General features: G+C 59.9%; 26 protein-coding genes. 3 read left to right on the forward strand and 23 right to left on the reverse strand.

Annotation, left to right across the window (positions count from 1 at the left end; genetic code table 11):
- Position 1 precedes the first annotated feature (1 nt).
- Positions 2 to 1,108 (forward strand): DUF2235 domain-containing protein, encoded by a 1,107-nt coding sequence (locus A3M7_RS44520; protein WP_198033770.1) that lies wholly within the window; start codon positions 2 to 4, stop codon positions 1,106 to 1,108.
- Between the two features lie 41 nt (positions 1,109 to 1,149).
- Here A3M7_RS44520 and A3M7_RS0118890 read toward each other — a convergent pair whose 3' ends face one another.
- The 6 genes from A3M7_RS0118890 to A3M7_RS0118915 all read right to left on the reverse strand — a co-directional run bounded on the left by A3M7_RS0118890 (position 1,150) and on the right by A3M7_RS0118915 (position 10,229).
- Positions 1,150 to 2,772: a hypothetical protein gene (locus tag A3M7_RS0118890; RefSeq protein WP_027545325.1), complete on the reverse strand. Its 1,623-nt coding sequence runs from the start codon at positions 2,770 to 2,772 to the stop codon at positions 1,150 to 1,152.
- Between the two features lie 72 nt (positions 2,773 to 2,844).
- Entirely contained in the window at positions 2,845 to 3,252 is a 408-nt protein-coding gene (locus A3M7_RS48645) for a hypothetical protein (protein WP_156936926.1), read from the reverse strand.
- Positions 3,253 to 3,260: 8 nt separating this feature from the next.
- Entirely contained in the window at positions 3,261 to 6,668 is a 3,408-nt protein-coding gene (locus A3M7_RS0118900; protein WP_027545326.1) for a CHAT domain-containing protein, read from the reverse strand.
- Positions 6,668 to 7,717 carry a ComEC/Rec2 family competence protein gene (locus A3M7_RS0118905; RefSeq protein WP_049823536.1) on the reverse strand — a complete coding sequence of 350 codons (1,050 nt, stop codon included), beginning with the start codon at positions 7,715 to 7,717 and terminating at the stop codon, positions 6,668 to 6,670. The genes A3M7_RS0118900 and A3M7_RS0118905 overlap by 1 nt, the downstream gene beginning before the upstream one ends.
- Before the next feature lie 8 nt (positions 7,718 to 7,725).
- Positions 7,726 to 9,054 carry a hypothetical protein gene (locus A3M7_RS0118910; RefSeq protein ID WP_156936927.1) on the reverse strand — a complete coding sequence of 443 codons (1,329 nt, stop codon included), beginning with the start codon at positions 9,052 to 9,054 and terminating at the stop codon, positions 7,726 to 7,728.
- On the reverse strand, positions 9,054 to 10,229 hold the full coding sequence (locus A3M7_RS0118915) for a caspase family protein (RefSeq protein WP_027545329.1): 1,176 nt from the start codon (positions 10,227 to 10,229) through the stop codon (positions 9,054 to 9,056). The genes A3M7_RS0118910 and A3M7_RS0118915 overlap by 1 nt, the downstream gene beginning before the upstream one ends.
- A gap of 273 nt (positions 10,230 to 10,502) precedes the next feature.
- On the opposite strand from A3M7_RS0118915, the gene A3M7_RS0118920 reads away from it, so the two are divergent.
- Both A3M7_RS0118920 and A3M7_RS48650 read left to right on the forward strand, forming a co-directional pair.
- A complete protein-coding gene (locus tag A3M7_RS0118920; RefSeq protein WP_049823537.1) occupies positions 10,503 to 10,946 on the forward strand; it encodes a hypothetical protein in 444 nt (147 codons plus the stop codon).
- Positions 10,943 to 11,269, forward strand: a complete 327-nt coding sequence (locus tag A3M7_RS48650) for a hypothetical protein (protein WP_156936928.1) — start codon at positions 10,943 to 10,945, stop codon at positions 11,267 to 11,269. Before A3M7_RS0118920 ends, A3M7_RS48650 begins: the two co-directional genes overlap by 4 nt.
- Here A3M7_RS48650 and A3M7_RS51275 read toward each other — a convergent pair.
- The 17 genes from A3M7_RS51275 to A3M7_RS0119010 all read right to left on the reverse strand — a co-directional run bounded on the left by A3M7_RS51275 (position 11,221) and on the right by A3M7_RS0119010 (position 26,442).
- The gene (locus A3M7_RS51275) at positions 11,221 to 11,469 is read right to left on the reverse strand and encodes a DUF4357 domain-containing protein (RefSeq protein WP_371090195.1); all 249 of its coding nucleotides are present in this window, start codon (positions 11,467 to 11,469) and stop codon (positions 11,221 to 11,223) included. The two genes, A3M7_RS48650 and A3M7_RS51275, sit on opposite strands and share 49 nt — an antisense overlap.
- Before the next feature lie 762 nt (positions 11,470 to 12,231).
- Positions 12,232 to 12,402 carry a hypothetical protein gene (locus A3M7_RS48655; protein WP_156936929.1) on the reverse strand — a complete coding sequence of 57 codons (171 nt, stop codon included), beginning with the start codon at positions 12,400 to 12,402 and terminating at the stop codon, positions 12,232 to 12,234.
- Positions 12,399 to 12,680, reverse strand: coding sequence for a type II toxin-antitoxin system RelE/ParE family toxin (locus A3M7_RS44530; RefSeq protein WP_049823539.1), 282 nt, complete (start codon positions 12,678 to 12,680; stop codon positions 12,399 to 12,401). Before A3M7_RS44530 ends, A3M7_RS48655 begins: the two co-directional genes overlap by 4 nt.
- A 2-nt stretch (positions 12,681 to 12,682) precedes the next feature.
- A complete protein-coding gene (locus A3M7_RS0118940) occupies positions 12,683 to 15,097 on the reverse strand; it encodes a class I SAM-dependent DNA methyltransferase (RefSeq protein WP_027545331.1) in 2,415 nt (804 codons plus the stop codon).
- A gap of 1 nt (position 15,098) precedes the next feature.
- Complete coding sequence (locus tag A3M7_RS49710) at positions 15,099 to 15,809, reverse strand: transposase (protein WP_049823540.1); 711 nt, start codon at positions 15,807 to 15,809, stop codon at positions 15,099 to 15,101.
- Positions 15,810 to 16,179: 370 nt separating this feature from the next.
- A complete protein-coding gene (locus A3M7_RS0118950) occupies positions 16,180 to 16,767 on the reverse strand; it encodes a primase C-terminal domain-containing protein (protein ID WP_027545332.1) in 588 nt (195 codons plus the stop codon).
- A complete protein-coding gene (locus A3M7_RS0118955; RefSeq protein WP_027545333.1) occupies positions 16,733 to 17,329 on the reverse strand; it encodes a bifunctional DNA primase/polymerase in 597 nt (198 codons plus the stop codon). The genes A3M7_RS0118950 and A3M7_RS0118955 overlap by 35 nt, the downstream gene beginning before the upstream one ends.
- Positions 17,330 to 17,332: 3 nt before the next feature.
- Positions 17,333 to 17,554 (reverse strand): helix-turn-helix transcriptional regulator, encoded by a 222-nt coding sequence (locus A3M7_RS0118960; RefSeq protein ID WP_371090196.1) that lies wholly within the window; start codon positions 17,552 to 17,554, stop codon positions 17,333 to 17,335.
- A 362-nt stretch (positions 17,555 to 17,916) separates the two neighbouring features.
- Positions 17,917 to 18,249, reverse strand: coding sequence for a hypothetical protein (locus tag A3M7_RS48665; protein WP_156936930.1), 333 nt, complete (start codon positions 18,247 to 18,249; stop codon positions 17,917 to 17,919).
- A gap of 545 nt (positions 18,250 to 18,794) precedes the next feature.
- Positions 18,795 to 21,143, reverse strand: a complete 2,349-nt coding sequence (locus A3M7_RS50540) for an SIR2 family protein (protein WP_371090199.1) — start codon at positions 21,141 to 21,143, stop codon at positions 18,795 to 18,797.
- Positions 21,055 to 22,188: a lyase family protein gene (locus tag A3M7_RS44540; protein WP_049823541.1), complete on the reverse strand. Its 1,134-nt coding sequence runs from the start codon at positions 22,186 to 22,188 to the stop codon at positions 21,055 to 21,057. The genes A3M7_RS50540 and A3M7_RS44540 overlap by 89 nt, the downstream gene beginning before the upstream one ends.
- A gap of 93 nt (positions 22,189 to 22,281) precedes the next feature.
- A complete protein-coding gene (locus A3M7_RS0118985; RefSeq protein WP_027545338.1) occupies positions 22,282 to 23,826 on the reverse strand; it encodes an E2 ligase fold family C protein in 1,545 nt (514 codons plus the stop codon).
- A gap of 2 nt (positions 23,827 to 23,828) precedes the next feature.
- Positions 23,829 to 24,347 (reverse strand): Mov34/MPN/PAD-1 family protein, encoded by a 519-nt coding sequence (locus A3M7_RS44545; protein ID WP_049823542.1) that lies wholly within the window; start codon positions 24,345 to 24,347, stop codon positions 23,829 to 23,831.
- On the reverse strand, positions 24,344 to 24,934 hold the full coding sequence (locus tag A3M7_RS50545; protein WP_027545339.1) for a putative metal-binding protein: 591 nt from the start codon (positions 24,932 to 24,934) through the stop codon (positions 24,344 to 24,346). Before A3M7_RS50545 ends, A3M7_RS44545 begins: the two co-directional genes overlap by 4 nt.
- A complete protein-coding gene (locus A3M7_RS46740; RefSeq protein ID WP_049823543.1) occupies positions 24,934 to 25,626 on the reverse strand; it encodes a DUF2604 domain-containing protein in 693 nt (230 codons plus the stop codon). The genes A3M7_RS50545 and A3M7_RS46740 overlap by 1 nt, the downstream gene beginning before the upstream one ends.
- Positions 25,623 to 25,937 (reverse strand): DUF2130 domain-containing protein, encoded by a 315-nt coding sequence (locus A3M7_RS0119005; RefSeq protein WP_371090200.1) that lies wholly within the window; start codon positions 25,935 to 25,937, stop codon positions 25,623 to 25,625. The genes A3M7_RS46740 and A3M7_RS0119005 overlap by 4 nt, the downstream gene beginning before the upstream one ends.
- 217 nt (positions 25,938 to 26,154) lie before the next feature.
- The gene (locus A3M7_RS0119010; RefSeq protein WP_027545342.1) at positions 26,155 to 26,442 is read right to left on the reverse strand and encodes a DUF3892 domain-containing protein; all 288 of its coding nucleotides are present in this window, start codon (positions 26,440 to 26,442) and stop codon (positions 26,155 to 26,157) included.
- Between the last annotated feature and the right edge of the window lie 238 nt (positions 26,443 to 26,680).

The raw sequence follows: 26,680 nt of genomic DNA on the forward strand, positions 1-26,680 counted from the left end.
GATGATGAAGAACGTTGTGGTCTGCTGCGACGGCGCGGCCAACGAATTCGCCGAGGATCGGACCAACGTGATCAAGCTGTATTTCACGCTGGTCGACGACCCCGCCACTCAAGTCGCCTATTATCACCCGGGAGTGGGAACGATGGAGCCGCCCGGAGCGCTCACCCGCTACAGCAGGGCGGCGACGAAGTTATTGGGTCAGGCGGTCGGCTACGGTCTCGAAGCGGACGTTCGCGACGCATACACGTTCATCATGCGGTACTTCTCCGCCGGAGACAGATTGTATCTCTTCGGCTTCAGCCGTGGCGCCTACACGGTAAGGGCAGTCACATCGCTCCTGAAGATGTACGGGTTGATGAGGCCGGGAAGCGAGGCGCTCATTCCCTACGCCATCCGGATGATGATGGCGATCAGGAATACGAACCAGTCGAGCCCGGCTTCGCAGCAGAAGGCGGCTGATGCCTACTTCAAGCTGGCCGAGGACTTTCGCCAGACCTACGGCAAGGTCTCCTGCCAGCCTCACTTCGTGGGCGTCTGGGACACGGTCAGCTCGGTCGGTTGGATCGACAACCCGCTGCATCTGCCGTATTCGGCGGACAACGGCGACATCGCGATAGGGCGCCACGCGGTCGCGATCGACGAGCGGCGGGCCTTCTTTCGGACCAATCTGTGGCGACCGGGTCCGGCCGGCGGGCCGAGAGACCTCAAGCAGGTCTGGTTTCCCGGTGTCCATTGCGACGTCGGCGGCGGCTACCCCGAGGCCGAAAGCGGCCTGTCCAAGATCGCGCTGCAGTGGATGCTGCGGGAAGCCAAGCAGGCCGGACTGCTCGTGGACGCGGTGAAGGAGACGGCTCAGTTGGGCGGCGATGGCCGCTACGTCCGGCCGGATCCGCGTGCGCAGATGCACGAATCTCTGCGAGGTTGGTGGCACCTCGCCGAGTTCGTTCCCAAGAAGCACTACGATTGGACGACGAAGGAAACGGAGAAGCGTCCGAATTTGTATCGTTCGCGCACCATCCCGCCTGGCGCGATGATCCATACTTCGGCCTACGAGCGCGGCGCCGAATACAGCGGCAAGCTGCCCGCCGGCGCGATCATCGTGGACTGATCGAAAGCGACCGATCCTCGGCGGCGAACGCTCGTTCCGAGCTAGGTGCGGAAGCGGGGCGCATAACCCACGTCGCCCCGAAGCGGGATTCCGCGATGATCCGCCCGGACATAGAATTCTCCGGCTGATTGCTCCCAAATGTAGAGCATTCCGGGCAGGTGCATCAGCAGCGGCTGACGTACCTGTCCGGCAGCCGTCGCGTCGTAGACGACGTGACCGAATATCCTACGGTCCGACGGCAGCATGTGATTCACGTCGCTCGCCAGGCCGAGTTCCGTCACCCATACGAGGCGCGGAAGCTCGTGGTGGACGACCCTGAGCTTGAGGTCGTTGTGAGCCTGACTTTCGGTCAGCCATTTCTTGTATTTCCATCCCGGGCGAAGGTAGGTGCGGGCCACGATCGTCTCCGCCTTCAACGCTGCGGCGACGGCGTCTCCGGCCGCTATGACCTTGTCATCGTCCTTGAGGACGCCTGTGCGGTGGCTGGCCCAATCCTCCATGTAGAACTGCTCGACGATGTCCAGCGAGTAGCGCTCGGCCAGTTCGGCCGTGACGAACACCTTCTGCGGCAGAGGCGCGAGGATGAACGAGACGTTGTCCTCCAGATTGTACGGCGTCTCGTCCCACGCGCCTTGGGAGTTTCCCTTCTTGGCCGGCATCCAACGATTGGTGCCGAGCCGGTCGTCTTGGACCAGGAAGAAGGGAATGAAGTCGGCGATCGTCAGTTGGCTGCGAGTTTCGCAATTTTCAAGTTCACGAAACGCGGTGCCGGTGACCACGACGACGTGAAAATCTTCCGTCCCCTCGAGATCGTGCAGTCCCAACAGAACCGGAAGACCGGATTCGACGTATCGGGCGACGATCGCCGCCGGCACCAAGGGGGCGGGCCATTCGAGCTTGCCGCCGGGTAGCTCCCTCTTGTGATGGAGCACGGGTTGGAGGTCCATCCGTCTCAGGGCGGCGACCATGTTCGAAAGAGTGAGTCCGCGGCTACCGGCCGGAAGCGAGGAGGCGCTGGGAACGTCGTGCGCTTCGAAGGCGGTCGCGGCTATCTTCGCGGGTGATATCCACGCACCCCCGTGCTTCGCGCTGAAGTGACGGCCGACCGCCCAAAGCGATACCTGGCTGCAGGCGGTGAATTGCTTGTCCTGTTGCATGAACGGGACGCCGGAGACCGACAAGCGAGCTCCCAACAGATGGGTCTCGTAGGTAGCCCGGACTTGAAGGAAGCCGTGCATCTCGGGCCAGGACTTGAACACGCTGAGCACGGCTCGGCCGATCGGCGCCTCCGCCATCGGTCGCCAGACGAGAAACCCCGCGTAGTGTCCCTCGCGCTGCTCACGCTCCAATTCGCCGATCAGCTTCGCCGCGTCGGCTTCAGCAACGATCTGGCTTACGTCGGAGGTGAAGAAGTGCATGCGTCTCGCATGCCGGCGATGCCGACGAAAGAGTTTTGCGTAGAAAGCCGTATATTCTTCGCTGAAGTCGCGATCGAGATAGTCGTTCTCGATGACGATGCTTTTGATGCCCGCATCCCTGAGCTGCCGCACCGTATTGAATACGGCGTCGGTCTTCCTGACCGGGTCCAGGACCTTCTCCAGGTCGTCCCAATCGGCTTGAGACTCCATCTTCCGGACCAAAATGCTTTCGTCGCTGCCCGTCATGTCGACAACGCCATCCCCTAAAGAAAACGGCCCGATCGACGATCGGGCCGTTTTCATCCATATACAACGAAGTCAGCGCAGGACAAACGAGCCGATGCGCCTTTCCGCGTGCCTCAGGTTTTCTTCGATCTGCTCGACATCGCGACGAGCAGCATCGGTCAGCCTCTCGCCCAATCGAGGGCTGGGAAGCTTGTCGGCCGGAATCGGGTCCGGTCCCGGAATCTTCACGGGCGTTCCAAACTGGTCAGGCATCGAAAACCTCGGTCGGAGAGCTGCGCGGCGCGGCGGCAGAATCGGGCAACAATGCACGAATCGCGCCTCCGTGCAGCAGAAATGATCGAACTTTCCCCTTAAATAACGGTTGCGGACCGGATTGGCAAACCCGGCGTCGCCGCGGATCGGCGCACCGTATCGAGAACGTCGAGCGCCGCGTCTTGTTCCTGCGTAAACCATTGATTCATCTGCAATTTCCTCCGGCAATAATCATCTCAAGAAAGCGTAATCCTTGCCGTGGGATCGCCATAAAAGACATAGGCTTGCCGAGTTTGCAATTCCACTCCGCGACCTTCAAGTCCGCCTCGCGCCTGACGAAGAGCCTCCGCCACCGCGATGCCCGACAAGGCCTTCCGGCGGAATAGACGCCAGAGCAATACGTCGGTTCGCGGAAACAGCAGCCTGTAGAAATCTTCGGCCACCGTCGCGGCATGTGCGTCCAGCACGGGCCACTGAGCCCCGATGAAATACGTCGAGTTCGATAGAAACGCCGACGCCAAGCCGAACACCGCTTCGCCGCCTTTCCACTCGGTCTCCCTGGAGCTGCTGCAGCCGTTGATGAACGCGAACAAAAGCTGATTGTCCGCCGCGGATAAGGCGGCGCCGATCTCGGCGGCAGTTATCTTGTCGTTCAAGATCGGCAGATAGCTGGCCGAGGGGTCGTCGTACGCGTATCGAGCATGACCGGCGTAATGGAAAATATGGCAGGAGTGGATCGCATCGAGAACCTCGCTTTTTGTGGACGTGTCCTTCAAGACGAGTACCGACGCACCCCAAGCCCGGGCGCGCCGCTCCACGGCCTGGATCTCGGTTTTCGTTCGAGTGAGATCGCCCACGGGAGCGAATACGACGACCTTGAGTTCTTCGGACGGAAGCGCACTTTTGCTCGCAAGCCTTGTGCTTCGAACGGTCCGCCCGCAGGAAAACCGCGAGGAGAGCGAGCGCCCGTTGTTGTCGGTGGAGGCCTCCCACAACAAGTTCAGGAATGTGTCCGGTACCTCCAGAGTCAGGCTGCCGCCGGGACGTTGCAACATCGCGAACGTGACTTCCGCCGGCAGCACTTCGTTCCATAGCATTCGGGAAACCGCATCCAGCTTTCGAAGGAATCTGTCGCGTGCATCCTGCTGGCTCGCCCGATTTTGACGGAAGATGTCGGCGAGTTGAGCATTCTGAATCTTCACGAGCGTTTCGCGCTCTCTTGTGGCGAATGGCGCTATCGTCGAGCGGTCCCAAGGCAAAGAGAGACTGAACCTGACTTCCGATCCATGATCTTCGATGGCGAGTTCAAGATCTGCCGGTCCTCCCTCGAGCGCCCATCGCTTCTTCGCAATTCGCCTCAGGATGAAGCCCGCCGGGCCTCTCTGCGATACGAGGAGAATGAACACCAGCAATGCGGCCAGAATCGAAGCCGAGAGCTTCAGTGGACTATCCCAAACCGAAAGAGAGATCGCGAAGCTGTCACTCGCAACCTTGCCGGTGCGACCGAAAAAGTCCACCGGGGCGGCCGTCACGACGTAGCTCGTATCGTCCGCCAGGCCGGTCATGACCACCGAGGCAGGGCTTCGATGGTCTTCGGAGAGGCCGGTGACGTGCGGTTGGACGTCCAACCTGATGGTGCAACATCTAGCGAGCCCGTTTTGCTCGAAGGAGAAGTGCACGTCGCGTGAACGAACGACCGGTCCGCTTTCGAGCCGGCTGATTCGAATGCCGTCGTCGACATCCGGAATGGAGAATCGGATTGGCCCGCGCGAGGTGCCTATCCAGAATTGCCCGCCGTCGCCGGCGACGATCGTCGTCGCCGGCCGTCCAAGGTTGGCGTCGAGATCCCGAAGCGAGCGCCAGCGTCCCGCGGATGGGGTACCTGACCAAACGTAGATGCCGGTCTGCGTAGCGGCAAGCAGGCCCAATTTCGGATGCGAGGCGAGCCCCCTGATGACGTAGGGCTGATCCGTTCCTCCCTTGTTTTCGACTAGCAATGGGTCGTTAGAGGAGCCGGCGGAAGGCGCGAATACGGTGCCGCCCCATCCGCCGGCGGCCACCATCATCGATCCATGAGATGTCAGCGCCCCGAACAGATGCAGCTTGCCGGTCTTGCTGCGATCGAACGGTCCCAACATGCGGGGAGAACCCTTGTCGACCTTTGCCAGGTCGCTTACTCCCGTGGCCCAGACCTCGCCCGCGCCGCCCGGGACGACCGAATTGACGCTTCGTGCGTCACCTCCGGGAAACGTCGCTGCGGTCTTCCAAGAACCGTCGATAACGGTCCAAAGGTCGTTCGACCCGTAGAAGCCCGCGAATACCTCGCCGTTGCTCGAGACCGCGATTGAGGCCGGAACGCCTCCCGCGCCGCAGACGGGACAATCCGCCGTTTTGCTCACGATATCCGCTTGAACCTTGAAGAGGCCGGCCTTGTTCAAGGCCCACAGAATACTGTTCCGATCGAACGTGACGGCCGTTCCGCCGTAGCCTCGCGTAGCGCCGGCGGGACCGTGCGGCAGCGTCACCTTCGTCGACCGCAGATCGCTATCGACCGTCCAAAGCGACCCATCATCGAACGTGGTGGCCAACACGCCTTTGAAATAGGCCATCGAGACGACGTTCTTGTTCGGCAGGCCCACGGGTTGTCGTGACAGAGACGAAGCGCGGTAGAGATCGTTGCGTGTGCCGATCCAGACGTTTCCGGAGCGGTCTTGCGCCAACGCCGTAATGTCCGACTCGGCGTCCTTCTCCGCGATCACCCGTTGCCATCCGTTCGCCGTGCCCAGGAAGAGACCCTTGCTTGCGGCCCACACCGCGCCGTCGGAGGCGGGCGCGACGGCGCCACAAGGCGCGTCCGAAAGGCGATTGGATGATTTCGCCTCTACGTCAATGGAGAAGCAGCCGGCGGTCGATGCTACGAGAACGCGATTGCTTCCGTCGTAGACGATGGAATTGAGGAACTGCTCGTTCGTGAAACGAAGATCGACGCTCGACTTGGGCTTGAGCTCCTGTCCTTCGTAGAGGGTTATGCGACCGGACGATGTCGCCCCGATCACGCCGCTCGGCACCGCGGCGAGTTGGGTCACCGCGTCCGGAAGCAGAACGACCTTCTCCGAAGGCAGCGCCTCGCGCACCTTCGCCAAGGCGCCCTGCGCAGGGCTCCAAAAGCGATGCGCGATCGCCACACGGCCGTCGGCGAGCCGAGCGATGGACCATTCGTCCCTCGTGTCGCCGCCGTGGATCCTTCGTATTCTTCCGGCCTCCCACAGCCAGATCGTGTCGTTGATCGTTCCGAGCAGCACCCGACCGGGCTCGATCTCGACCATCGAATTCACGTATAGGGCGGTGGCCTGCTCGTCGGCTTCGAAGCGCGGCGGGCGAGCCTTCACACCGTCGTACTCGGCGACACCGTCGGTGGTGCCTATCCAGAGCTTGTTGCCCTCGCCGCTGACCAGCAGATGCGTGATTTGCCGATCCGGTAGTTCGACAGGCACCTCTTCGAGCCTGCCGATGTTCACGTCGCGGGCTTCTGTCGGATCGATTTTCGGTAACTCGGCTGCGCCGAGCGCTTGGGTGCCGTACAGGATGGTCGCAACGATCAGATATGAGAGCCGACCGAGGGCTGACGGCTCCCTCTGCAACATCAGACTTGCACGTTCAGGGCGTTTTCGCCGGCCTGAGGGAAAACGCAGGAGTAGTCCCATTCTTCCTTCAATTTCGGCAAGTCCCACGGGGTGGTTTTCGCGGAACTGTAGTTGAAGTACATGATCTTCGGAGCTTTCGTGCCGAACTTGATCAACTTCGCGAGGGATTCCGGATCCGGATGTCCATGGCGCGACCCGTCCGTGGAAATCGCAAAGCGCGAACAGTCCATCACGGAAGCGAGGCTCCGGTTGGTGTTGAACTTGCTCCCATGATGAGAGACCTTCATGAGGTCGATCCGATATCTTGTCTCCCCGTCGGGAACGAGCCGACGAAGCGAAGAAGCCAGAAGGTCGGGATGGGCGTCGGCCGCCATGAGCGCGCGCTTGCCGCGATGCTCGACGATGAAGGCTATGCTGGACCCGTTGGCGGTATCCCTATCGATGGTCTCTTTGCCATCCGCGAGCGCATCGACGTCGATCCTTCCGATCGGACCACGTCCGAGCGACTCGAGACCGCTCGGCACCTCTACTTCCACCTTTTCGGGAATGCTTTCCGACTGCCGCCAATCATCCCATTCGTCGGAGAGCCGGTCGAGCCGCTTTCGGTCGGGCGACAGGAGTGTCACCTTGACGTTGTTCGGGAGTTCTCTTGTCGGAAGTTCGCCCTGCGACGGTACTTCGATGGCGCCTCCAGCGAACGAGACGTTGATCGGAAGTCCGGACCGGGCAAGTGCCTTGGAGAATCGATCGGCTTGCTTGAACCCGAACGACTCGAGCCGCTTGAGTTGATCGAAGCCGTTGAACCACACGTCGGCAATTTGGACTTTTCGTCCGGTGTCCTCGACGAGCTCCAGCAGGCCTTCGATGTGGTCTGCGTCGATATGACTGAGAACCAGCAGATCCAGGCGCTCGCCCGCCTCAGCGATCCGATCGAGGCGAGGTTTGAGCCGTGCGTAACCGTCGGATCGCCCTCCGTCGATCAGAACATTCGTGCGCGCACCGTCTCCGCAGCTTAGCAACAGGCAATCGCCGTCGGCGGCAGGGAACATCTCCAGTATCACGCCGCCTGCCTCGGAGTTTTCGGATAGCGGATCACGGTGAACACCTTGCTTGGGTCGACCAGCGAAGCGATCCGGGCAACGGCATCCCGCTTCGCCCGGATGTCTTCATCTTCCTGCGCGTATAGCGTCAATGCCTCCCTAAGATGCATGATGCCGGCGGTGAAGTACGGAATTCCTGCCTCGAACGCGCGACGCAAGGCCTGAAGAACGGCCGCGGGATCTTCGTTAGGGGCGGGTCGATTGATAATGCGTTTTGCGTGGACGACGGCGCCGTCCGGAATCCGCGGGTATCTCTCCATGAGATTGGCCAGCCAAGGATCCCACGTTTCCCGTTCCGTCGAATCGAATGCGGCCAAACCAACGTAGGCGGCCGCGCAGGCAGCGAAAGGATTGTTGGATTTGGCCCCGATCGTCTCCTCGACGACGCCCGACAATTCCATTTGCTGGATTAGCGAGCGCGCCAACGCGAGATTGCCCCGCGCGAGGTACGCAAGAAGCGCCGCAGAGGAAGGATCGCGAATGGTGAGGGATGATCGTGCCAAGCCGCCGGCGTCGCTCGTATCGACGAGGAGCTCGGCGCTTGCGATGTCGCCTCGACCGCTTCGCCATGGGAAGGGCAGACTGACCAATTCCAAGGCATCTCCCAGATCGACTGCAGCCCAGTTACGCGTATCCGTTCCGGCAGTTGGAGGCGTCACGTTCCATAGAGTCAGGCTACCCTCGCTCTCGCGAGCGGACAGCGCCTCGCCGGCCTGCAATTCGGCGTCGAGCGCCGGCTCGTCGGCTGCCGACGGCCAATCGTAGGATTCCAGGGAGACGAGCGCCACGCGCGGCTGCTTGTCCGGACGGACCGCATCGCGATCGGAAAGACGCCCTCCGCGAGGCGTGACCGGCGCCGGCGAGCCGAAAATCCTGTCGAACAAGGGTATCGAGTTGAAGAGCCTGCCTATCCTATCGAACGTCCGCCACGACGACGCCGCCTCCGCAGGCAGATCGACATTCGGTACCGAAGCCGAGAAGTTCTGCCAACCCAGCCATGGGCGCCTTGCAGGCGCTGCGAACACGATCGGGACGGTCTGCCCGTCGTCGATCTCGCGTTCCTCCTGCAAGATTGCCCCTGAAGGCAGAACGGCCTGAATGATGTATCGGCCCGGTCTGACTTCGACGGTGGCCGTTTCGGTCTTGGAGGTCGGAATGGAGACCTGCCGGAATACTGGCTTATCGGGCTCTTCCGCTGCGTAGCCTTGGACCCGCGCAATCACGCCGAGCGAGATCTCATCGTCGATACCGGCAATCCTGTCCATGCGGACCGCGAATTTGCTCACTATCGCCTCCTGCATTTGATTTTGCAGCTTGCTTCGGGAGGAAAGAGCATTTTGATCATTTCCTCCTCCTTGTACCCGAGATGGTCCTGGAACTTTGCGAGGATCGTATGCTCGCGCATGGGGAGCATCGTCGTCCACTCCTCTTTTTGACCGTGCTCGGCAGAGTCGTAGTAATCACCGGTAATCCCACCCAACTTCGCCTCGACCCTCGCATTCTTCAGCGCCGCTGCAGGCTCGCTTACGACGTACAAGGGAATTCTCACGTTCGAAGGCTGGTGGATCGTGAACTGATGGGATCTCATAAGCTGCGGCCGCTGCTCGACCTTTTCCCTTGCCGTCGCCCTGGCAATGTACGCATCGAGCGCGGTTTGCAGGCCGAGAGTACTCACGAAGATGTCGTAGTGCCCCTGTATTCCGCCTCCGTCGAGAGCTTGCAGCAAGGCCTCAGTGTAGAGGCTCGCGCCGGACGTGCGTCCGTACGCCGGCGCAAGATCCGACGTCGAATGGTGCACGCTTTGCTGGGCAAGTTCTCCGCGCGACGTCAACGGGAGCGGATCGATGCCGCTTCGTCCTACATGGTGCTTGGGGACGTTTCTTGCAATCGGATCGGGCAGCCGGCACGCGTCGATAAGGAAAAGTTGATGTCGCGGTTTCCTCGTCAGCATCGCCGCCGAGAAGTCGTTGAAGTTGATCGTTCGGTCGAAGCGGCTGTCCGGATCGACACCGTAATCCCGCAAGAACAATATCGGCTCGCCCGTCGAGACGCCGTGTCCGCAGAAGTGAAAGATCGCAAGGTTCTCCGGATCGCTCGAAGCTCTTCGCGCCCAAGCGAGGATCGCTTTCGTGGTCGCGTCGATCGTGCCGTTGGGAAGCGCTTCGGCGTGCTTCGCTCTCGCATGCGAAAAGACGGCCGCATCGATCCCGCTGGAAAGGATCAAAGATACGCTCTTGAGAGGGCGATCCGGATGGTCGAACTTGTCCAGGAACCAGCCGGCGAGCGCTTCCGCCGAGCGCGGAGGCGCTGAGAGCTGGTCCATATCCGCGGAAAGCTCACGGTCTTCGTTCGCGCCGCCCTGCAGAGCATCGTAGTGGCCGATGCCGATGATTATGACGTGCGTTCCGGCCCCCGGAGACTGATCCTCGAAAACGAGCGCTCGATCGACATTGTCCGTCATTCAACGATTTATCCGAAAATTTTCCGGTGCAGGACCGCTCGCAACCGTCGCGGCCGCTCCGTCGGCAAGGAAATAAAACAAAGGACGGCCTGGCGGCCACCACAACCATAAGTTCTAGTAGAACCGATAGGATTACTCAATCCTTGTCGTGACGGGCGGTTAATTCTCCACCGTCTTGACGATCTCGTCGCTCGCAGCGACCGGGCTCGCCCTGGGGGCGCCGAGCGGATCGAAAACACTCACCCCCCCAGCACGCGACGGATCGCCCTGCCAGTGAAAATCAATGTCGTTCTAGGTACCAGCGCCGTCGGGCTTGCGGTCGCTACTCTGCTTGCCGAACGTGGTGAAGCGGTGCGGCTCATCACCCGCAGGGGCACGGGCCCCGACCATCCGATGATAGAGAGGATCGCGGCTGACGCGACAGATGCCGAGCGCTTGAGTGCGATCGCCGACGGCGCAGCGGTTCTCTACAACTGCGCCAGCCCGGCCTATGATCGCTGGCCCATCGACTGGCCGCCGCTGAACGCCGCGATACTGACGGCCGCGGAGCGCAGCCGCGCCGTGCTCGCCTCATACTCCAACCTCTACGGCTATGGGCCTGGCGCCGGCGTCATGTCCGAAGAGACCCCCTTGCCGCGGCGCACCCTAAGCTGCGCATTCGCGCGGAGATGTGGCGCGACGCGCTTGCGCTCCATGAAAGCGGGCGCATCCGTGTGACCGAAATCCGCGCGAGCGATCACATCCAGCCGAACTCGATGGTGAGCCTGGCGATGTTCAAGCCCATGCTGGCCGGAAAGCGCGTCGTTTCGCCCGTACCGGTCGACGTACCCCGCACCTGGACTTCGGTCCGCGACTCGGCTCGCCTTCTGACGACCGTCGCCAACGACGAGCGCGCGTTCGGCAAGGCGTGGCACGTGCCCAGCTACGAGCCCATGACCGCCCGCGAGGTCTACGGATTTCCAAAAGGCGATTTTCGGCGGGCCTGCGCCGATCATGATGCTGGGGCTGTGCTCAATTGTTGTGCTTCCCATTCCTTATAGGTCTGTCCGCCCGGCGTTTTCCATTCCATCGTGCCGTTCGCGGGCCGTCCGTTGACAACCGCCGCCGCGGCACTGGGGCTTTGAAGGCGTAATTCTTGGCGAACACGCACACTGTGCCCTGCGGCTGCAAGACGCCCTCGTTCCGAAGCTCTTGGTGAAGCTGGCCGTAGCTCGTCATCTCGGAGCCTACGCCTTCCCACGCGAGGCGCGCCGTTGATCCTGCTTCCACGACAAATTCGCCGTCCACCAGCACGGCTCTCGCTTTCACCCCGTGCTTCCTCGTTTCAAGGATGAACTCAGCTGAGGGCGCCCTCGCGGTTGGCGCCACCGTCGGCGTCGGCCGCGTGCGCTGAATGAAAAGGTCTACGCGCACCGCGGGCAGGAGAATAAAAATGTTCTCCAGGAAAGCCTCCATCTTCGAGACGTCGGCTTCGCTAAGAGTTGGACGAGGTGGACTGGTTCCGTTATCGAGTGGGGTTCGTCCGACGGACTTGGCCTGCTCGATCAGGCGCGCTTCCAAGTATCGTACATGAGCCTTGTTAAGCTTGTTGCCGGCGGTGGTCACGAGCACTGCCATACTCCACCAGTCCTTGGCGGCGTCGTGCGACTTGATCCGGCTGCCGATGTCCTCACTCTCACCAACGTAGGCTAAGGGCTCACCTTCTTTTTCGCCTAGGAGAAGGTAGATGCCGCCGTAACCTGCTTCGGTGCGGGCAAGTGCTTGAGACAACTGAGTCCGCGGGACCAAAAGGACATGCCCAGTCCAATTGAACATCTCAGCCGTCAGCATCCCGTCGGGTTGCCCGTTGATGTAGTGCAGTTCCAAGCTACGACCGTGGGCCGGCGACGTCATGCGTAGTCTCGTGTTGAAAGTTTGCTATGAGAGTTCGATTTTAGTGGCGTCTACAATGCGTCGATATATTTGTATAATTGTCGGGAAAACGGTTTCGTCGAGCGACGTTTCAGGCGACCGACTTATCCTTTCGGTTGCGCTTGCGTTTCTCGGATTTCAGTCGCTTTTCGTACGCCTTCCAGCCCCCGGCCGGTGGCCTGACCTGCACGAGGAGTGCCACGGCATCATCAAAGTTCATAGGAATGCGTAGCGGCTTTTCGTGCCTCGCCTTGGCGCTCAACGATAGATATCCTTTCGATGACCTATGTCGAGAATGACGATCTGGTGCGGATTGCCACGAACTGAGTACAAGATTCGATAGTCTCCCTGCCGGACACGATAGACTGGGTGCTCGCCGTCTGTGACCGCATGGAGCTTCTTACATCCTGGTGGCGTTGCGTTCGACGTGAGGGCCTCTACACGTTGTTTGATCTGCACACGAATCTTTGCCGGCACCGCCGTTTCAAGAAACTTAAGCGCGGCCTCACTGTATGCATATCCGTAGAGTTCCCCCGACATTCTCATGTCTCTAGACGCGCCAGCCTCTCGATAAGAGCCGTGCCGGAGATGATTTTCTCCTCAGACAGTCTCTGTCTCGCGATCCGCGTATCAAGCTCGTCTTCCGCCGCTTCCAGTGCCAAGTTTTCGATGTTGTTTGCGGCGTCGATCAGCGTGCGAACGTCCCTCAGGAGTCCTTCACCGAGCGGAAGAGGGTAGCGCGATATGCGATCTGGCGTGGCCTTCATTCCATAGTTGAAGCGCCAGCGCTCCGATCGGATCACAGCGGCAGCAATGTAAAGATGCTCGACTGTGGCTCCGACCTTCGGAACCAATATGAGGCAATCGTCGGTCACCCCACACGGCCATTCTTGCACAAGCGCATGACCGATCGTGCCGGTGCTCGGAACCGTGACGAACGGGGGCGCCAAGAGCTTTCCAAAATCATAGAAGCCGTACCACCCGTTGTTGGTGCCCTGCGAGGAGATGATTAGAGACGAGCCGGGGCGAAGATCGCGTTTGTTGTGAAGGTCTTTTTGACCATAGACGACGTCGAAATAGCCGCCGATAGTCGCGTCGCTGATCGGCACTCGCCCAAGCCGACGGCGCTCGCGGATCGATTCGACCTCCATTTTTCCGGCGTCGATATCAGCTCGCATTTCCACGAGGCGATGCGCATAAGCAACTGTGGCAGCAGATCGGCTGCGCGTCAGATAATAGACTTCCTGAACTACTTCCTCGTCGGAAAGCTTATTGGCCGGTACATAAAGACCCGGTCCCCAATCATCCCCAAGCTCGGCCCAGCCGCACAAGCCACCTATGGTCTCTTTGTTGTGGTAAGCCTTCTCAACCGCTGGAATTTGGCTGCCAGGTACAGGCGTGCGCACCTGTTTGATGACCCGAAACCCGTCGTTCTTCACCTTGGCGAAGTAAACCTGCCTGTTCGCGCGATGCGGAACGCCCTTCGTCATCAAGAGAACGGATGCGACCGAGTCCGCATAGGGGTGCCACAGTTCGCGTTCGAAGCTGATTATGCCGTTGATGGTATGTTTGCGCTTCAGGTTATCGCGCCAAGACTGCCTGTCCTTCTTAACGAGCAGGCTCGTCGGCACCAGAACGGCGAGTCGACCGCCTTGCTGAAGGCCCTCCAGGGACCGTTCAACGAATTTCTCTGAAGGAGTGTCAGTTTTCTTGTGCGGGAACGGCGGATTGAGTAGCGCAACCGTCGCCTTTCCGATCGGAAATTCTGGCCAAGTGAAGCAATCAGCGCGATGGACGCCGGTCGTGCCGTCGCCACGTAGGATCATGTTGGCGACGCAAAGGGAAGCCGTCACGGGCTCCTTATCGATCCCGATCAATTTCTTCTTAACGAGCGCACCAAGCTGCGAGCGCGACAGCTTCTTTTGTGTCAGGATGCGGTTCATGGCGGCGATCAAGAATCCGCCGGTGCCGCAGGCGCAATCCAGCACTACGTCGGTGGGGCTAACATCGGTCATGTCAGCCATCATTTCCGCGACATGGCGGGGCGTGAAATACTGACCGATTGTATTGCCGCCAGTGTATCGGAAGAAGGTCTCGTAAAGCTGACCAAGATAGTCATGTTCAGCAGTCAGCACATGGACGTTCAACCGCTCCAAGATCACCGCAATTCGACGCGCGTGCCTCGCAAGTTGATCGTTCGCCTCATCAACGCGGAGGCTCTTGGCCAGGTCTGCTTTGCCGGCCTTGATGAAGGCATCTCGACAAGCCTCGTTGATGTCGCGAAGGATGTGGCGCGCATCACGCCGAATCTCCCCCTTAGAGAACCAAAGGGCGAGCATGATCGCAGCGACCGCCGCCGGCCGAAACTCGTCCTTGATGCCGGACTCGCGTAGGAGACGGTTGATTTCGTCGGCGCGCGCCGCAAGCACCTCTGCCGGCGGTACGCTTGGGCGCAACTCAGACGGTGCCGACGGTGGTATCAACCGCTCAATGTCGGATAGATTCGGAATCCAGGTTATAGGATCGCCGTCATACGTAACCGGCGTCCAAGCCGAGCCGGTCCACTTCAGCACACGCAGTTTGAAGTTATCTTCGTCGACGCCAGCCAGGGCTATCGCGAGAGGCGTGTACCCTGCATCAATGCTTGCGCGACCGTAGACCTCGGTAACCTCACGCACCGCCTTGTTAAGACTTTCCGCGTCTGGCTTCACCTCGATGACTGCGAGCGGTTGAAGTGTCTCGCGGTTGATCAGAAATGCCTCTGGCCGTCCATCTCCCTTGCCGGACTTGCTAACGCCGCGAAGAATTTCGGCGAGTGCCGGATAGTCCTTATACTCATGCTGGCGCAGCAGTTCCCCGGCGGGCGGGCGTCGGGTGTCCCACCCTTGCGAACGAAGAAGCTCAATCAGAAGATCTTCAGCGCGGACTTCGGCCACGCGAGCAGGTTTAGCAGCCATGTTAAGCCTGCCTGGGGTGAGCGACAGTGCGATGGGACGCACGGCGCACTTCACGACCGCGATAAGACCGCGACGCCTCTGTCACACGTTGAGCGGGCCTATGTAGTGTTTCGTCGAGCATTTCCTGCAAAGCCTTACCAGTCATCTTCTTTACGGCGCGTGAATGCACGGCACCGCCCGCATCTCCCGGAGCCGTCCTTGTGCCGCCACCACGCCTCTGAGTCGGGTCGCTCGTTGCCGGCCTGCCGTTGGTTCCACCGGCCTCGCCGTCGACACTTTCGCTGAGCCGATCGCTGAAGACCGGTTCTCGAAGCGCATACCGTATACGATTCATCATGAACCAAGCCGACCGATAGGAACCGAGGTGAAGCGTGCGCTGCATTCGGAGCGCGCTCATACCCTTATTGGTAGTGCAGAGCATCCACCAAGCCGTTAGCCACTTCCGCAGCGGGATTTTGGAGTCCTCGAAAATCGTGCCGATGGTGACCGTGAACTGGCGGCGGCAAGCACCGCACTCGTACAGCCCAGCACGGACCTTCTTGGCGGGGTTTGCCGGTATCGCGTAAATGGGCCTGTGCTCTTCGTTCGGGCAGTGCGGGCACGTCGGACCGTTGGGCCAGCGTACCCCCTCGAGATACTGGCGCGCGGCGTCGTCCGTGCCGAAGCGCGTCGTGAACGGCTTAATCGTGAGGTGCTCGGAGGCGGCGAGCATGGCGAGGGTCCATCATCCTGTGATCGAACCCTATCGATCGGTCCTGCCTTTGGCAAGTGCATAAGCGCAACAGCGCGCCCCGACCTGCCGGAGGCCGGCTACTCGTGTCGCCAGACCCCCACTGCGCTGATCAGCAAGATCACTGCAAGCAGCGGCGGCAGCAGGGGGCATGGGGCACTAACCGAAGAGCCTTGCGCCTGCGGTCAGGGGAAGTTGCCCTCCCCATATAGGGCATTTTCAATTCTTACAGCCAAAAATGCGAGAACCGCTTGTGCCACAGTCGTTTCTCGTAGGAAAATAATTCGAAATAAATCCCGGAAAATTCCATTTTCGTCATCGCCGGTGAGGATTTGTCCAGGCGAGTGTCCGATTAGCGATTGACCCTTGCATGCACGGGATCAGACCGCTGAGCATGTTCTCTGGGACAGCCTTGTGCCTGGATCATCAGAGTGGCGAGGTGAGTGCCAGCATCTTTAGGGAAGTGTACCATAGAGGATAGCCTACCAAGACCGGTAGGCGTCTCCTTCTCACCTCTGTTTGCGGGCATCACCCCAACGATATTCCACTGCCTTGCCGGCTTCGGCTTCGTGAGTGGCACGATCCAGCCGGTGCGGATTGCCTTGCGACGAACGCGCCGGAACTGCTCGCGAGGCCATCCAAATTTCTCTCTCAATCCATCCGCGACCAAGAACCTGGCATTCGGCCCGTTTTGCGCCTGCAACCAAGCTATTAGCGTGGTGAAGTAGGGGTCTTGAACCATGTCGTCGAGTGACGCCGCGCTCAGCCAAGCTCCATGGCGTCCGATGCGGTTGGTGCCTTCCATCGTGTACTTCCAGGCGGACCTCGCGACGTTGACCACCTCGTCGGCATCGAGAGGAGGAATGCAGGAGTCCTCGTTGAACGACCTCGCCACATCGAGCAGGTCATCGAACGTATCGCAACTGTGTGCATCGCGCATGCAATGTCGCCATAGCAGTTTGTTCCGTTCGCCCTCGTGTGAGCCTGCGGCGCGCATGATCTCCGGGCCACCAGGCTTTCTGCATGAACGGCAGGTTGGGCAAATCGTCCAGCGTACCCTGAACAATCTCATAGGCCATGCGCTTGCCCTCTGAGGGCGGCGCAACAACATACCCGTCACCGAGTTGGTCGATCGCAAGCTCGTTTCCCCAAGGTCGGATTTGGCGCTTCTCTCCCCCATGCCGATACCACGCTTGGAAGTTTCCTGAGCCGGTGCGGACCACAAATGGCGTCGCGCCGTGGCGCGCCAAGGCATCGCCAAGAACACGTTCGTCTTTGCAATCGACGTCCAGGATCGTCAGGCCGGTGATACGGCCGCAGGCCAATCCGAACGCGCTCGCATCGGCGAATTGCTTCACAAGCTTTTCGCTCCTCAAGCTTCCGACCTTCATATATCCGCGGATCGCAGGTCGCTTATCGTTGCCGATGACCTTGACCGGGAACGTCGGAAGCCCACGGGCGGCATATTCCGGCTGCCACTTCGCAAAGACGCCCATCGCCATAACTTACGGCTCCTGGGTGAAGCCGTTGACAACAAGCGCTTGGATTTCGTCGGCCCGCCAAGCGGTGATGCGCGGTCCCAGCTTGACGGGCTTCGGGAAGCGGCCCGACTTAACGCCGGCCCACCAGGTGGACTTGCCGACAGGGATGGGACCAGCCGGGGCGAGGACCGCCGAAAGGCGCAGGAGCCGGTCATTCGAAGGCGGCGAGTTCAAGGGGCACCTCAATGCTCTGATGAGAAGGAGGTGCCTTATCGATTAGACGCCGATCGCCTTGGACGAACTCGGATAACCGCTGTCCGATTTCGGAGAACTTGCGCGGCTCGCTAAGCCGATTTCGGATTGGTGCTGTCTGAAATCGCACAACGACCGAGAGCGTTGTGAGACAGCTTGACCTCACCATTAGAGAAGGGAGTTGGACTTGACAGAGAACTTTGATTGGACGGCTAACGATGAGCTAGTCTCAGTCCGAAAACAGAATGCGATCGCGGTTTATCTCTCCACGACCGGCACGGTCGTCGTTCGACAGCAGGGAGCGCAACCGGGTTCAGATACGTGCATCCATCTAGCCGCGCACCTTGTGCCGGACCTCATCGACCGGCTGGAGGACGTTTTCTGCTCGGCCGTTTCGCCGGGCTGACGTTTGATTGGCCGTCACCATCCTCTTCCGGTGGCGGCCAATCAAGTTCCTCCATCGCCGTTCTTAGGCATTTCAAGACAGTCTCCTGGCTGACAGTCGGAAGTCCCTTGCGCTCGAGGTCATCGACTATGTCTCTGGTGGCCACGTTTCTCAGTGCCCGCGGGTTGTAGGTATAACCTGCAACCGCCATTCCCAGGACCAGCGTTAATAGGGATTGACGTTCTTTGAAGTTTGGCGGGGGATCGTCCGCCAGCTTTTGCCGGTCTGCTTCCAGCTCGGCCACGCGAGCGAGCAGGGCCTCTCGGCTTGAAGCGAGATCAGGGCGCCGGCGGACTTTTGGATAAGACCTCGTGATGCACGCTCTCAGGGGATAGTTGATCCGCAATCCCATGCGTTTCGCCCAAGGGAGAAGAGTGGGGGAGAAATCTTGTCCGGAGAGCCGGGCAGCAATTCGGTTCCGCAGTGGCGCTCGATGAGTGTGCGCGTCCGCTGAACGACCCGCTGAGCGGAAGGTATTTCGATCGGCTCGCTCGGGTCGCACTGGTGAATCAAGGCAGATGATTCGAATGCCGTCCAGAACGGCATCTTGCACCAGACCCCGTAAATATCCTCGACCAGGTCTTCCTCTTCTTCTTCGTACCACTCTTGAGACATCTGCTTCCGGAAGGTTGCTCAACTTTCGGTGGGATAGAGCACCAGCTGCGGACGATCAACTACGGAATCGAATCAACGACACCGGCTGGGGGCTCAGATGTCTTTCCCGCTTCCGACCGCAAGCCGGACTGCGGCAGGGGACCGTTAAACCGTCCAGGTTCTCCGGCACTGACACTATCGAAGTGCTTCTCCAACCAATGCGATCTGTTGCTGCATCTCTCGGTCGCCAGCCAGCTTGTCTTCAGCCTTGGTCAAGATTTCGCGCAACCGGTTGTGTTGGTGATGAGTAAGCTCGCCTCCTGCGCTAAGGTAGTTCATCACGCCACCGAAAATAACGCCATAGGGCTGAGCAGAGATGCGATTGCGGCGCTCTTCCATAGCGATGGCTTCCGACAATCTTTCGAACGCCTCATCGAAGGAATCCTTTACAGGCTCGCTCGGTGCCATCATGCGGTTAAGCAGAATCTTGCCAAGCGTGGTCAAGGGAAAGGGGTGGTGTTCGACCGCGACTGCATGCCGGGCGTGGGTCACTGCGTCCTCCAAGTACTCTGTCCCTTCGCCAGGGTTGCTCGATCTCTGATATCTGGCAAGGTTGAGTAGTGCTACCTGCTCCCAGTATCGCGAGTTCCACTCCCATGACGGCTTTACGTCATCATAGAATTTCTCGGCGTTTGATCCCAAGAACTTGCTCACCACGGCGTCATAGTCGAAAAGTCGTCCTGAGAGACGTGGCTCCGGTGCTCGAGCGATGATCGTTTCCCGGTTCACCCAAGGGCCCAGTTCTTCGGCCAAGTTGACAAAAGTCGTGAGCATCCGGTCGGGATCTTTACTGGCGAAACGCTCCAGTATCTTGTCGGACAAGGTGGAGTTTTCCGGGATCACGAAGCGCTTGCTTTCGTCATAAAAATCTAATGGCAGAGGGCTATTGAGTTCAAATTGGGCAGTTGCTCTCGCCGAGCCGAACGCTTTGATCAGGATCTCATAACGCACGCCACCGTAGAAGCAATGCTGCGCGAGCGCCGCTCCGAGATACCTGTCGAGTGCAGGCCCGCCTGCATCGGATACGATGCTGTCAACGATGCGGTCGAGCGGTCTAAAGTCGTTGAGGATGCGACAACAGGCGACGGCGATGGGGTCGTTCTCGATCTTTTTGGCGAACTCATCTCGTCTCTTCAGGACGGAATCGTCACCGATCGCACCCGCATCTGCGTACCGGTCGATCAAGCGGCGCGCCTCCACAATCGACATCGACAGTTTGCCGGTCTGGTCGTACTTGAGTCCAGCAAGCACCTGCTTCAAGTAGGTCATGCGATAAGCGCGTTCGGCGCCAATGAAAACCACATCAGACTTTTCTAGGCGGTCCAGCAGGTCAGGCAGTGCCGTCGCTTGCTCGGCGAGGTTGTCGATGACTATGGCAACCGGCTCGTCGATTAGATCGATAACATCCGAAGTCGTGTTGGCAATCCGACTTAGAGCAGAACACATCAGCGTCCGGACGCCACGCTTCGCCAGCTCAAATGCAATACGACGCAGCACGGTCGATTTCCCGGCTCCTGATATTTCGGAGAGGATCACCAGTCGAGCAAACCGCAGAGGATCTGACAACCTCTTCTCGATGTCGACAATGATCTCGGACACGATAGTGCGAGCGATGTCTCGATTGGCCTCGAGGTCCCCCCAACTTGGGAAATGCCCATACATGAAGCGCGAGCTTGACGAGGGGGAGGTGACGCCCGGAACCAATTCAAAGTCGGAGCTGAATGACATGGCAACGGATTTGCTTACCCCCGGGGGGATAAGCTGGCGCATCGCTACAGGGATTAGCTCTGCCGGCGTGGGTGGATTTGGCAGGATAGACTTGCAGTACTCAAAGAAGTCCTTTGAGTACCCAACAAAATGCAGAAGGCCGTGCTTTTCGCAAAGCATTGTCGCAATGGGATCGTCCGCTTCAACCAGGATCGAAGGTCCGCGGTCGTCTCGTGCGCTGTCACCGGTGCGGAGGGCTAGATAGTAGTCCAGATCAACTTCGTCCAATGTGCTGCCGGCGATGATCATGGGCTCCGACAGCATGCGCTGCGTCAGAACCGTCATCCAAGCATTCACCTTCGTCGTCTGGCTTACATACTGGTCTCGCGAAAACACATAACCGCGCTCTGGAGAGCCCACAAACCCATGGAGATGGATAATAAAGAGTTCTTCGAGGCTCTGGGAATCTGTGTACACGTCATTGAAGTGCCTGACTATCGCTCGCTGGAGAGCGCGTTCGTCCCTATACAGGTTCTCCAGCACGTCATCGACGTTCCAAGTAAACACCCGTCGCCACAAGAAGGACGCCATCAGCTTGGCGGTGTCGCCCGGGGTTGAATTGACAAACCGGTCTGTAATCAATTCCTTGACCTGAGCGGGCGTAAGCAACTGATAGAGGCGTTGCAGGCTACTCTTCTTCGCCTTCGTGGCTGTAGCGAGATCGCCAAGAAGTTGATCGCCGCTTGGTAAAAGCCCTTTGGCGTTTTTCGAGTCCATGCTGAAGCCGGCGCCCAGCAGAAGGTTGTACTGTCCTGCGCGCAATGACGAGACAAAAGCAGCTTCCTGCTTTCCGGTAATGTTCTTGAATGGCATCGATAACTCCCCGGTGATGAGGGTAATTGCCCAAGCGAAAGATCAGGAATCCTAGCAATATGCAGATCGACTTAACACCCGCAATCTGGTCGAGATTGGCCCCAAGGCCTTTAAGCTTAGACCGCAAGCGGAACATACGCGAGGCCCTGCGACTGACCCATACCGGCGGGCCACCATGGTCTCTCGTCGCCGATGTGACCGGATCATTGTTCAGGTCTTCTTGCGCTTCATCGTCGATGAACTCGGTGTCCAGGCCATCCACGAAGGCATGCAGGTCGGCGAGCGTGATCTTAGCGCCGCGCGACAGCGATTTGAGCGCATCGTAAGCATTCGGATAGCCTTTGCTGCGCAGAATCGTCTGGTATGCTTCGGCCAGCACCTCCGGGTGCTCAAGGAGGGCCTGGCGGATCTTGCCGGCATCCGGTGAGACCTTCTTCATGCCGGCGCGCAGATTTTCATACCCGACCACGCAGTGGCCGAAGATCGTGCCGAACATGCGCGCGACCGTCGTGTCCGACAGGTCGCGTTGCAGGCGGGATACCGGAAGCTTCCGACAGCAGCCCTCCATGAGCCAGTTGGCGGTCTGGAGATTGCCCTCCGCGTTCTCGAAATTGACCGGGTTGACCTTGTGCGGCATCGCTGACGAGCCGACTTCGCCCGAGACGGCCTTCTGCACAATCCATTCGTCGCTGATGTAGCGCCACATGTCCTGCGTGACGTCTACGAGTATGGTGTTGATGCGCATGATGACTGCAAAGAGCTCGGCATAGGTATCATGCGGCTCGATCTGCGTGGTGAGCGGATTAAACGCGAACGAGACATGCGTGCCCTTTCGCAAGTACGTGCCGTCCTCGATGAAAGCCCGAGCGAACTGCGGCCAGCCGAGCTTGTTCTGGAGATCGATCGCCGCGACCCGCGGAGCATGATGCTGGAAGGATTTACCGAGCAACTCCCCCCTATCGCGTGCAGGGGGACGCGGCGTCCTTCCGCGCGACTGGCTCAAATCCCGACGATGAGCCCAGTCATCCGACGCAGAGTTGGGTCATGAAACCGATGAACCATACTTCGTTCGGTAGACGTCGATATAGTCCCGGTCCTGGCAGATGCACCGAACCGGTCTCGGCGCTCGCTTCAACATGGGAAAACTGATGCGGCCAGGTAAAGCGCGCATCAGGTCCACCACCGAACGCGTCACGGGCTTCGCCGTCCGAACACCCGGCGTCGACGCGACGATCTCGGCCGCGAGCATCACGCCGGCCAGCGCCGATTGGAACGCCATGGGCACCTCGAGTTCGGGACCCGCACCGTCGGCAGCCCGCATGATGGCGTTGCCGCAAATCGCCTTCTGACGAAACGCACGAAGCGGCAGATCGGCAAAAGGCAGAAGGGCCTCCGCGTTCGTACCGATGTTGGCGGCAATCTCGCGCACGAACTGTTCTCCGACAGGCATGCCCAGGTGGAGCATGGAGCGCACACGCAGGATCTGTTCCTGCGTCCGGAACCCCAACTCCTCAGCCACGATTTCGTCCTCGTTACGGCGCTTGCCGGTCGGCAGATACAAGCAGGCCAGACACGCCTCCTTGTCGTCGAACCCGTGTCGCGAAATCCCGAGGTCGCCGGCCTGCGTCCATGCATTGCAGACGCGACGCGGCAACGAACTCTGGACCTGGACGCGGTCGCGCACCGTATCGAGAGCCACCGCGACGCGATCGAAACGATGATGCCCCATGCGCTCCACGTACCCGGCCCAGGACGTCGCGAAGGTCTGCGCTTCGATGCCGCAGTCCTTGAGGACCGAAGCCGCCAGCGCGACTTTGGAGACGTCCACGTCGGTCATGGCGGTGAGCAGATAGCGCTGCAAGTTGGTCAGCTCGACCGTTTCGAGGTCGATGAGATGGAGTTCGCCCTTCACGCTGCGAAGCCGCGACATCGACCAAACGAACGCGTTTCCGATCGCGCCGACCCCGACGAGCTGAACCACACCGAGATCGAGTCCGGCATGGATGTCGTCGTTGGCGGCGAAATCCCCCATCTCGAAATTGAGCAGCGAGAACGTCACGTCGGTATCGAGGCTTGGCTTGGCGATCCACCGTGCGAAGACCGCCCGGAAGACGTTCGCCATGGCGATGCAAGCCGCCGCGCCGGCCGCAAAAGGGTTACGACTGCCGCCCGAGCAGACCGGAGCGAGGGTCGAGACCCGGGCAATCCAGCGATCGGACCCCATGTAGACCGTGGCGTCGGTCTCGAGCTTCGTACCGCCGGCGACAACGGCCACGTGGAGCTCGGCCCCGACTTCCGACACGACCTCCAGGTTAGGATTTATGGTCCGCATCAGCTCGATCAGTTCGTCCGCCAGCGCGTCGGCGCCACCGAGCGTCAGCACGCGAACGCGGGGATAAAGCCGGGCGATGAGACGCGCCGCCATGTCGAGAGACGCGAGGCCTTCCGCGGAAGTGGCTGCTTGCGAATCGAAAGCAAGCGTCACCACAATCTCGCCCAACCGGCGCTCGAAGGCGTCGGCGTCGAAATCGCGCAGGACCTGCGCGGCGCTCTGGCGCGCGCGGTCGAAGAAGGGAGCCAGACCCATCGTCAACCCTCCACTATGTTGAAGATGGCGGCGGCGGCGCGCGCGTCGACCTGCTTCCATTCGGGGCGCGTGCCGGGCTTCCACCAGGGAAGCGACGTCAACCGGTAGGTCGCGCAGCGGGCGATGGAAAAAGGATCGCGCGCGAAGTCCGGCACCACCAGCGAAAATGCGCCGAGCGCCGTCGCGATCGCATATTCGTCGTCCGTCTCGCTGTGGAAGGCGTGCGTCGGATGGCTATGGATCTGCGCCAGCAGCCGCAGCTCGCTCTTGTAGAGATGCATGTTGATGCGCTGCAGCTCGGGGCCCGGCACCGTGACGGCGAGACCGTGATCGCTTCGAATGCCCTGCTGCTGCGGAACGATCGCCTCGCGGACATGAAAGAGCTGGCCTTCCTGCACGCCTGCCCAGAGCGCCATGCCCTCGAGCCCGCGCATGCCCGTTGCGGCAAGCTGCGCGTGGGTACGGGTCACCACGAAACGCGGCAGCATCACCGAAGTGACCTCCGTCAAGGAGACTTTCATGCCGGAATCTCTGACTGCCCGAGCGCGACATTGACCATGAACTGGAGTTGGTTGAAAGGCGCGGCACCATAGCGCCACACCGTTTCCAACAAGGCGAAAAGGCGCCCCTCGCCGGTATTCCGATGAAGCTCCCATGGATCGCCCGAATGGGCGGGATGCTCGTGGTAGGCCCGCGTGCCGGGCAGACAAAGGAAGCCCGGCGCCGTCGCCATATGCGGATAGTGCTGGTACAGGTTGATCCGCTGCGGAGGCATTTGCGCGGCAACATCTGTCGGGATGGCGGGGTCGACCGGCAGCAGCCGCGGAAGATGCGTCATCATCTCCGACGCAGCCAGCTCCCGATCCTCAAAAGGGTCGACAAAGGTGATCGCCAAAGGCCGGACATCGTAGTCGGTGAAGTCCGCTTTGAGCGCGAACGGGATGACCCGAGGCCTCATCCCAACCGTCGCGAAGGCGACTTTCACGTACGGAAACTCAGCCGTCATGATCCACCAGCCGCGCGAGATCAGCGTCTGCTCGATCTCGTGGAGCTGGCCGACTTCGCGCGCGAACTTGCGCCGACTGACCTCGCTGTCGACCGCCTGCATCAGCCTGCCGCTCCGGTCTTGAGGCTCGCAAGCAGTGTCGCCCCGTCCTTGATGCCGAGCTCGGCCAGCGTCTTCGACACGTCCAGCATGTTGCCGGGTTCGTCAGTCACCTGCCAGGCGTCGACAGGCTGGCCGGTGTTCTCGCTCTCCTTGAGCGCCTTCTCAAACAGCTTGATCAGCTGCTCAGCGGGCTTGCCTTCGACCAGGGTGGGTTCGCCGTTGATCACGAACGTGACGTTCAGCTTGTTGGGCATTTGACGGTCGCGGGAATGAATGCGCTCGATCTTGGGGCCTGCCAAATCGATCGTTCCGCCACGGGGCACGACGATTTCTTCCTGACCGATCACCTCGACCACGATCTCGCGGTCGTCCGCGATCTTGCCGTAGGTGCGCACGTCCGCCTCGGCGATGGTCGGGGAACCCCACTCCCAGCCGAGATCCTCCACGGTGAACTCGAAGACCCGGTCGCTCTTCATGGCGCGGAAGTTCGGCTTGGCGTCGCCGCCCAACTTCACGGACGCCTCGAGGCCGACCGAACTTGTGTAGCCATCGTTAATCTGGATGAGGCAGTAGTCGGCTGCCGGGTTATGACCCGAATGCGAGCGGACTTCGCGGCCGCTCATCTCCTTGTTTTCGCTGTGGTAATCCACGCCCTCGACTTCGAACGCATACTTTTCCTTCAAGTCACTCATCGTCGTACCTCCCGCCAAAATCTAACGTTACTGTGCCTCAGCTCCAGGCCGTCCAGCAATGGAGTGTCTAGGCTTTCGATTTCGGGCATGGCCTTGCCCGCGATGCCTTGCAAATCTCCATACATGCCGATCGTGGACTCAATGACACTGGTCAATTGACTTTCTCGCTTTGCCCAAACTCGGGTCATGAACTTGCGCTCTTTGTCCAGCTCCTCACGCATGTCGTTGAAGCGCTCAACGATAGGGCCGACGAAAGCGGTGTAGTCATCCAGATCAACCGCCATGTTATTGAAAGAGCGAAAATTCTCGATAGCAGCAGACTTTAAGAGCGGCCCCTAACCTCAAACAATCGAAAGAAGTACAATACCATTTCATAAACCACCAAGATGGCGGGCAACCGCAGGATGGAGACCGACGCCGCCAGTGACGTTGATCGCCGCGTCAATTCGAGATCGCTGCTCGCGGTCGGTGTCCGTAGGCGCGGAAGACAATCACGTTAGTCCGAAAGGAGAAGATAAACTGGTCAATTTAGGTCGAACACTCTTTGAACGTGAGCAGATTGTCGTTCCAAATCCCATCTGCATGAGTCTGAATGAACTTCCGACCCGTCGGGCTCGTTCGCACGGCGATCCAAGCCGTCGAATGACCTTCCTGGGTGTAGAACCTGTGCTGCTTCGTCTCGATAAACCGAATGACGTTCTCTACGGTATCCTGCCATCTGCGCCCGTCAGGCTTGGGCCCACCCACATTTGTGATGTGCTCATGTGGGCTCATGCGATTCGGTTTTTGAACGCAATCAATGCGGTAGTCGGCCATTGTCTTACTTTTCCTCAGACATTTTGGAGGGCGAATGACCGCGCAAAACGGGCCGCGTGCTGCCACGAAGGTCTGGAGCGTAGCTCTATCTGCTCGCCTTCGCGGAGTTCAATCGCAGCAGGGATTATCAAGCCCGCGTAGCAGTCTTCGGTATCCTTTCATCATAGAAAATAGCCTGAACCTGACGTCATGCCGACGATCTCATCGGTTTGGGCCTGTCCAGTGCGATCAAGTCGAA

The sequence above is a fragment of the Bradyrhizobium sp. WSM2254 genome (assembly GCF_000472645.1).
In the GTDB taxonomy this organism is placed as follows: domain Bacteria; phylum Pseudomonadota; class Alphaproteobacteria; order Rhizobiales; family Xanthobacteraceae; genus Bradyrhizobium; species Bradyrhizobium niftali.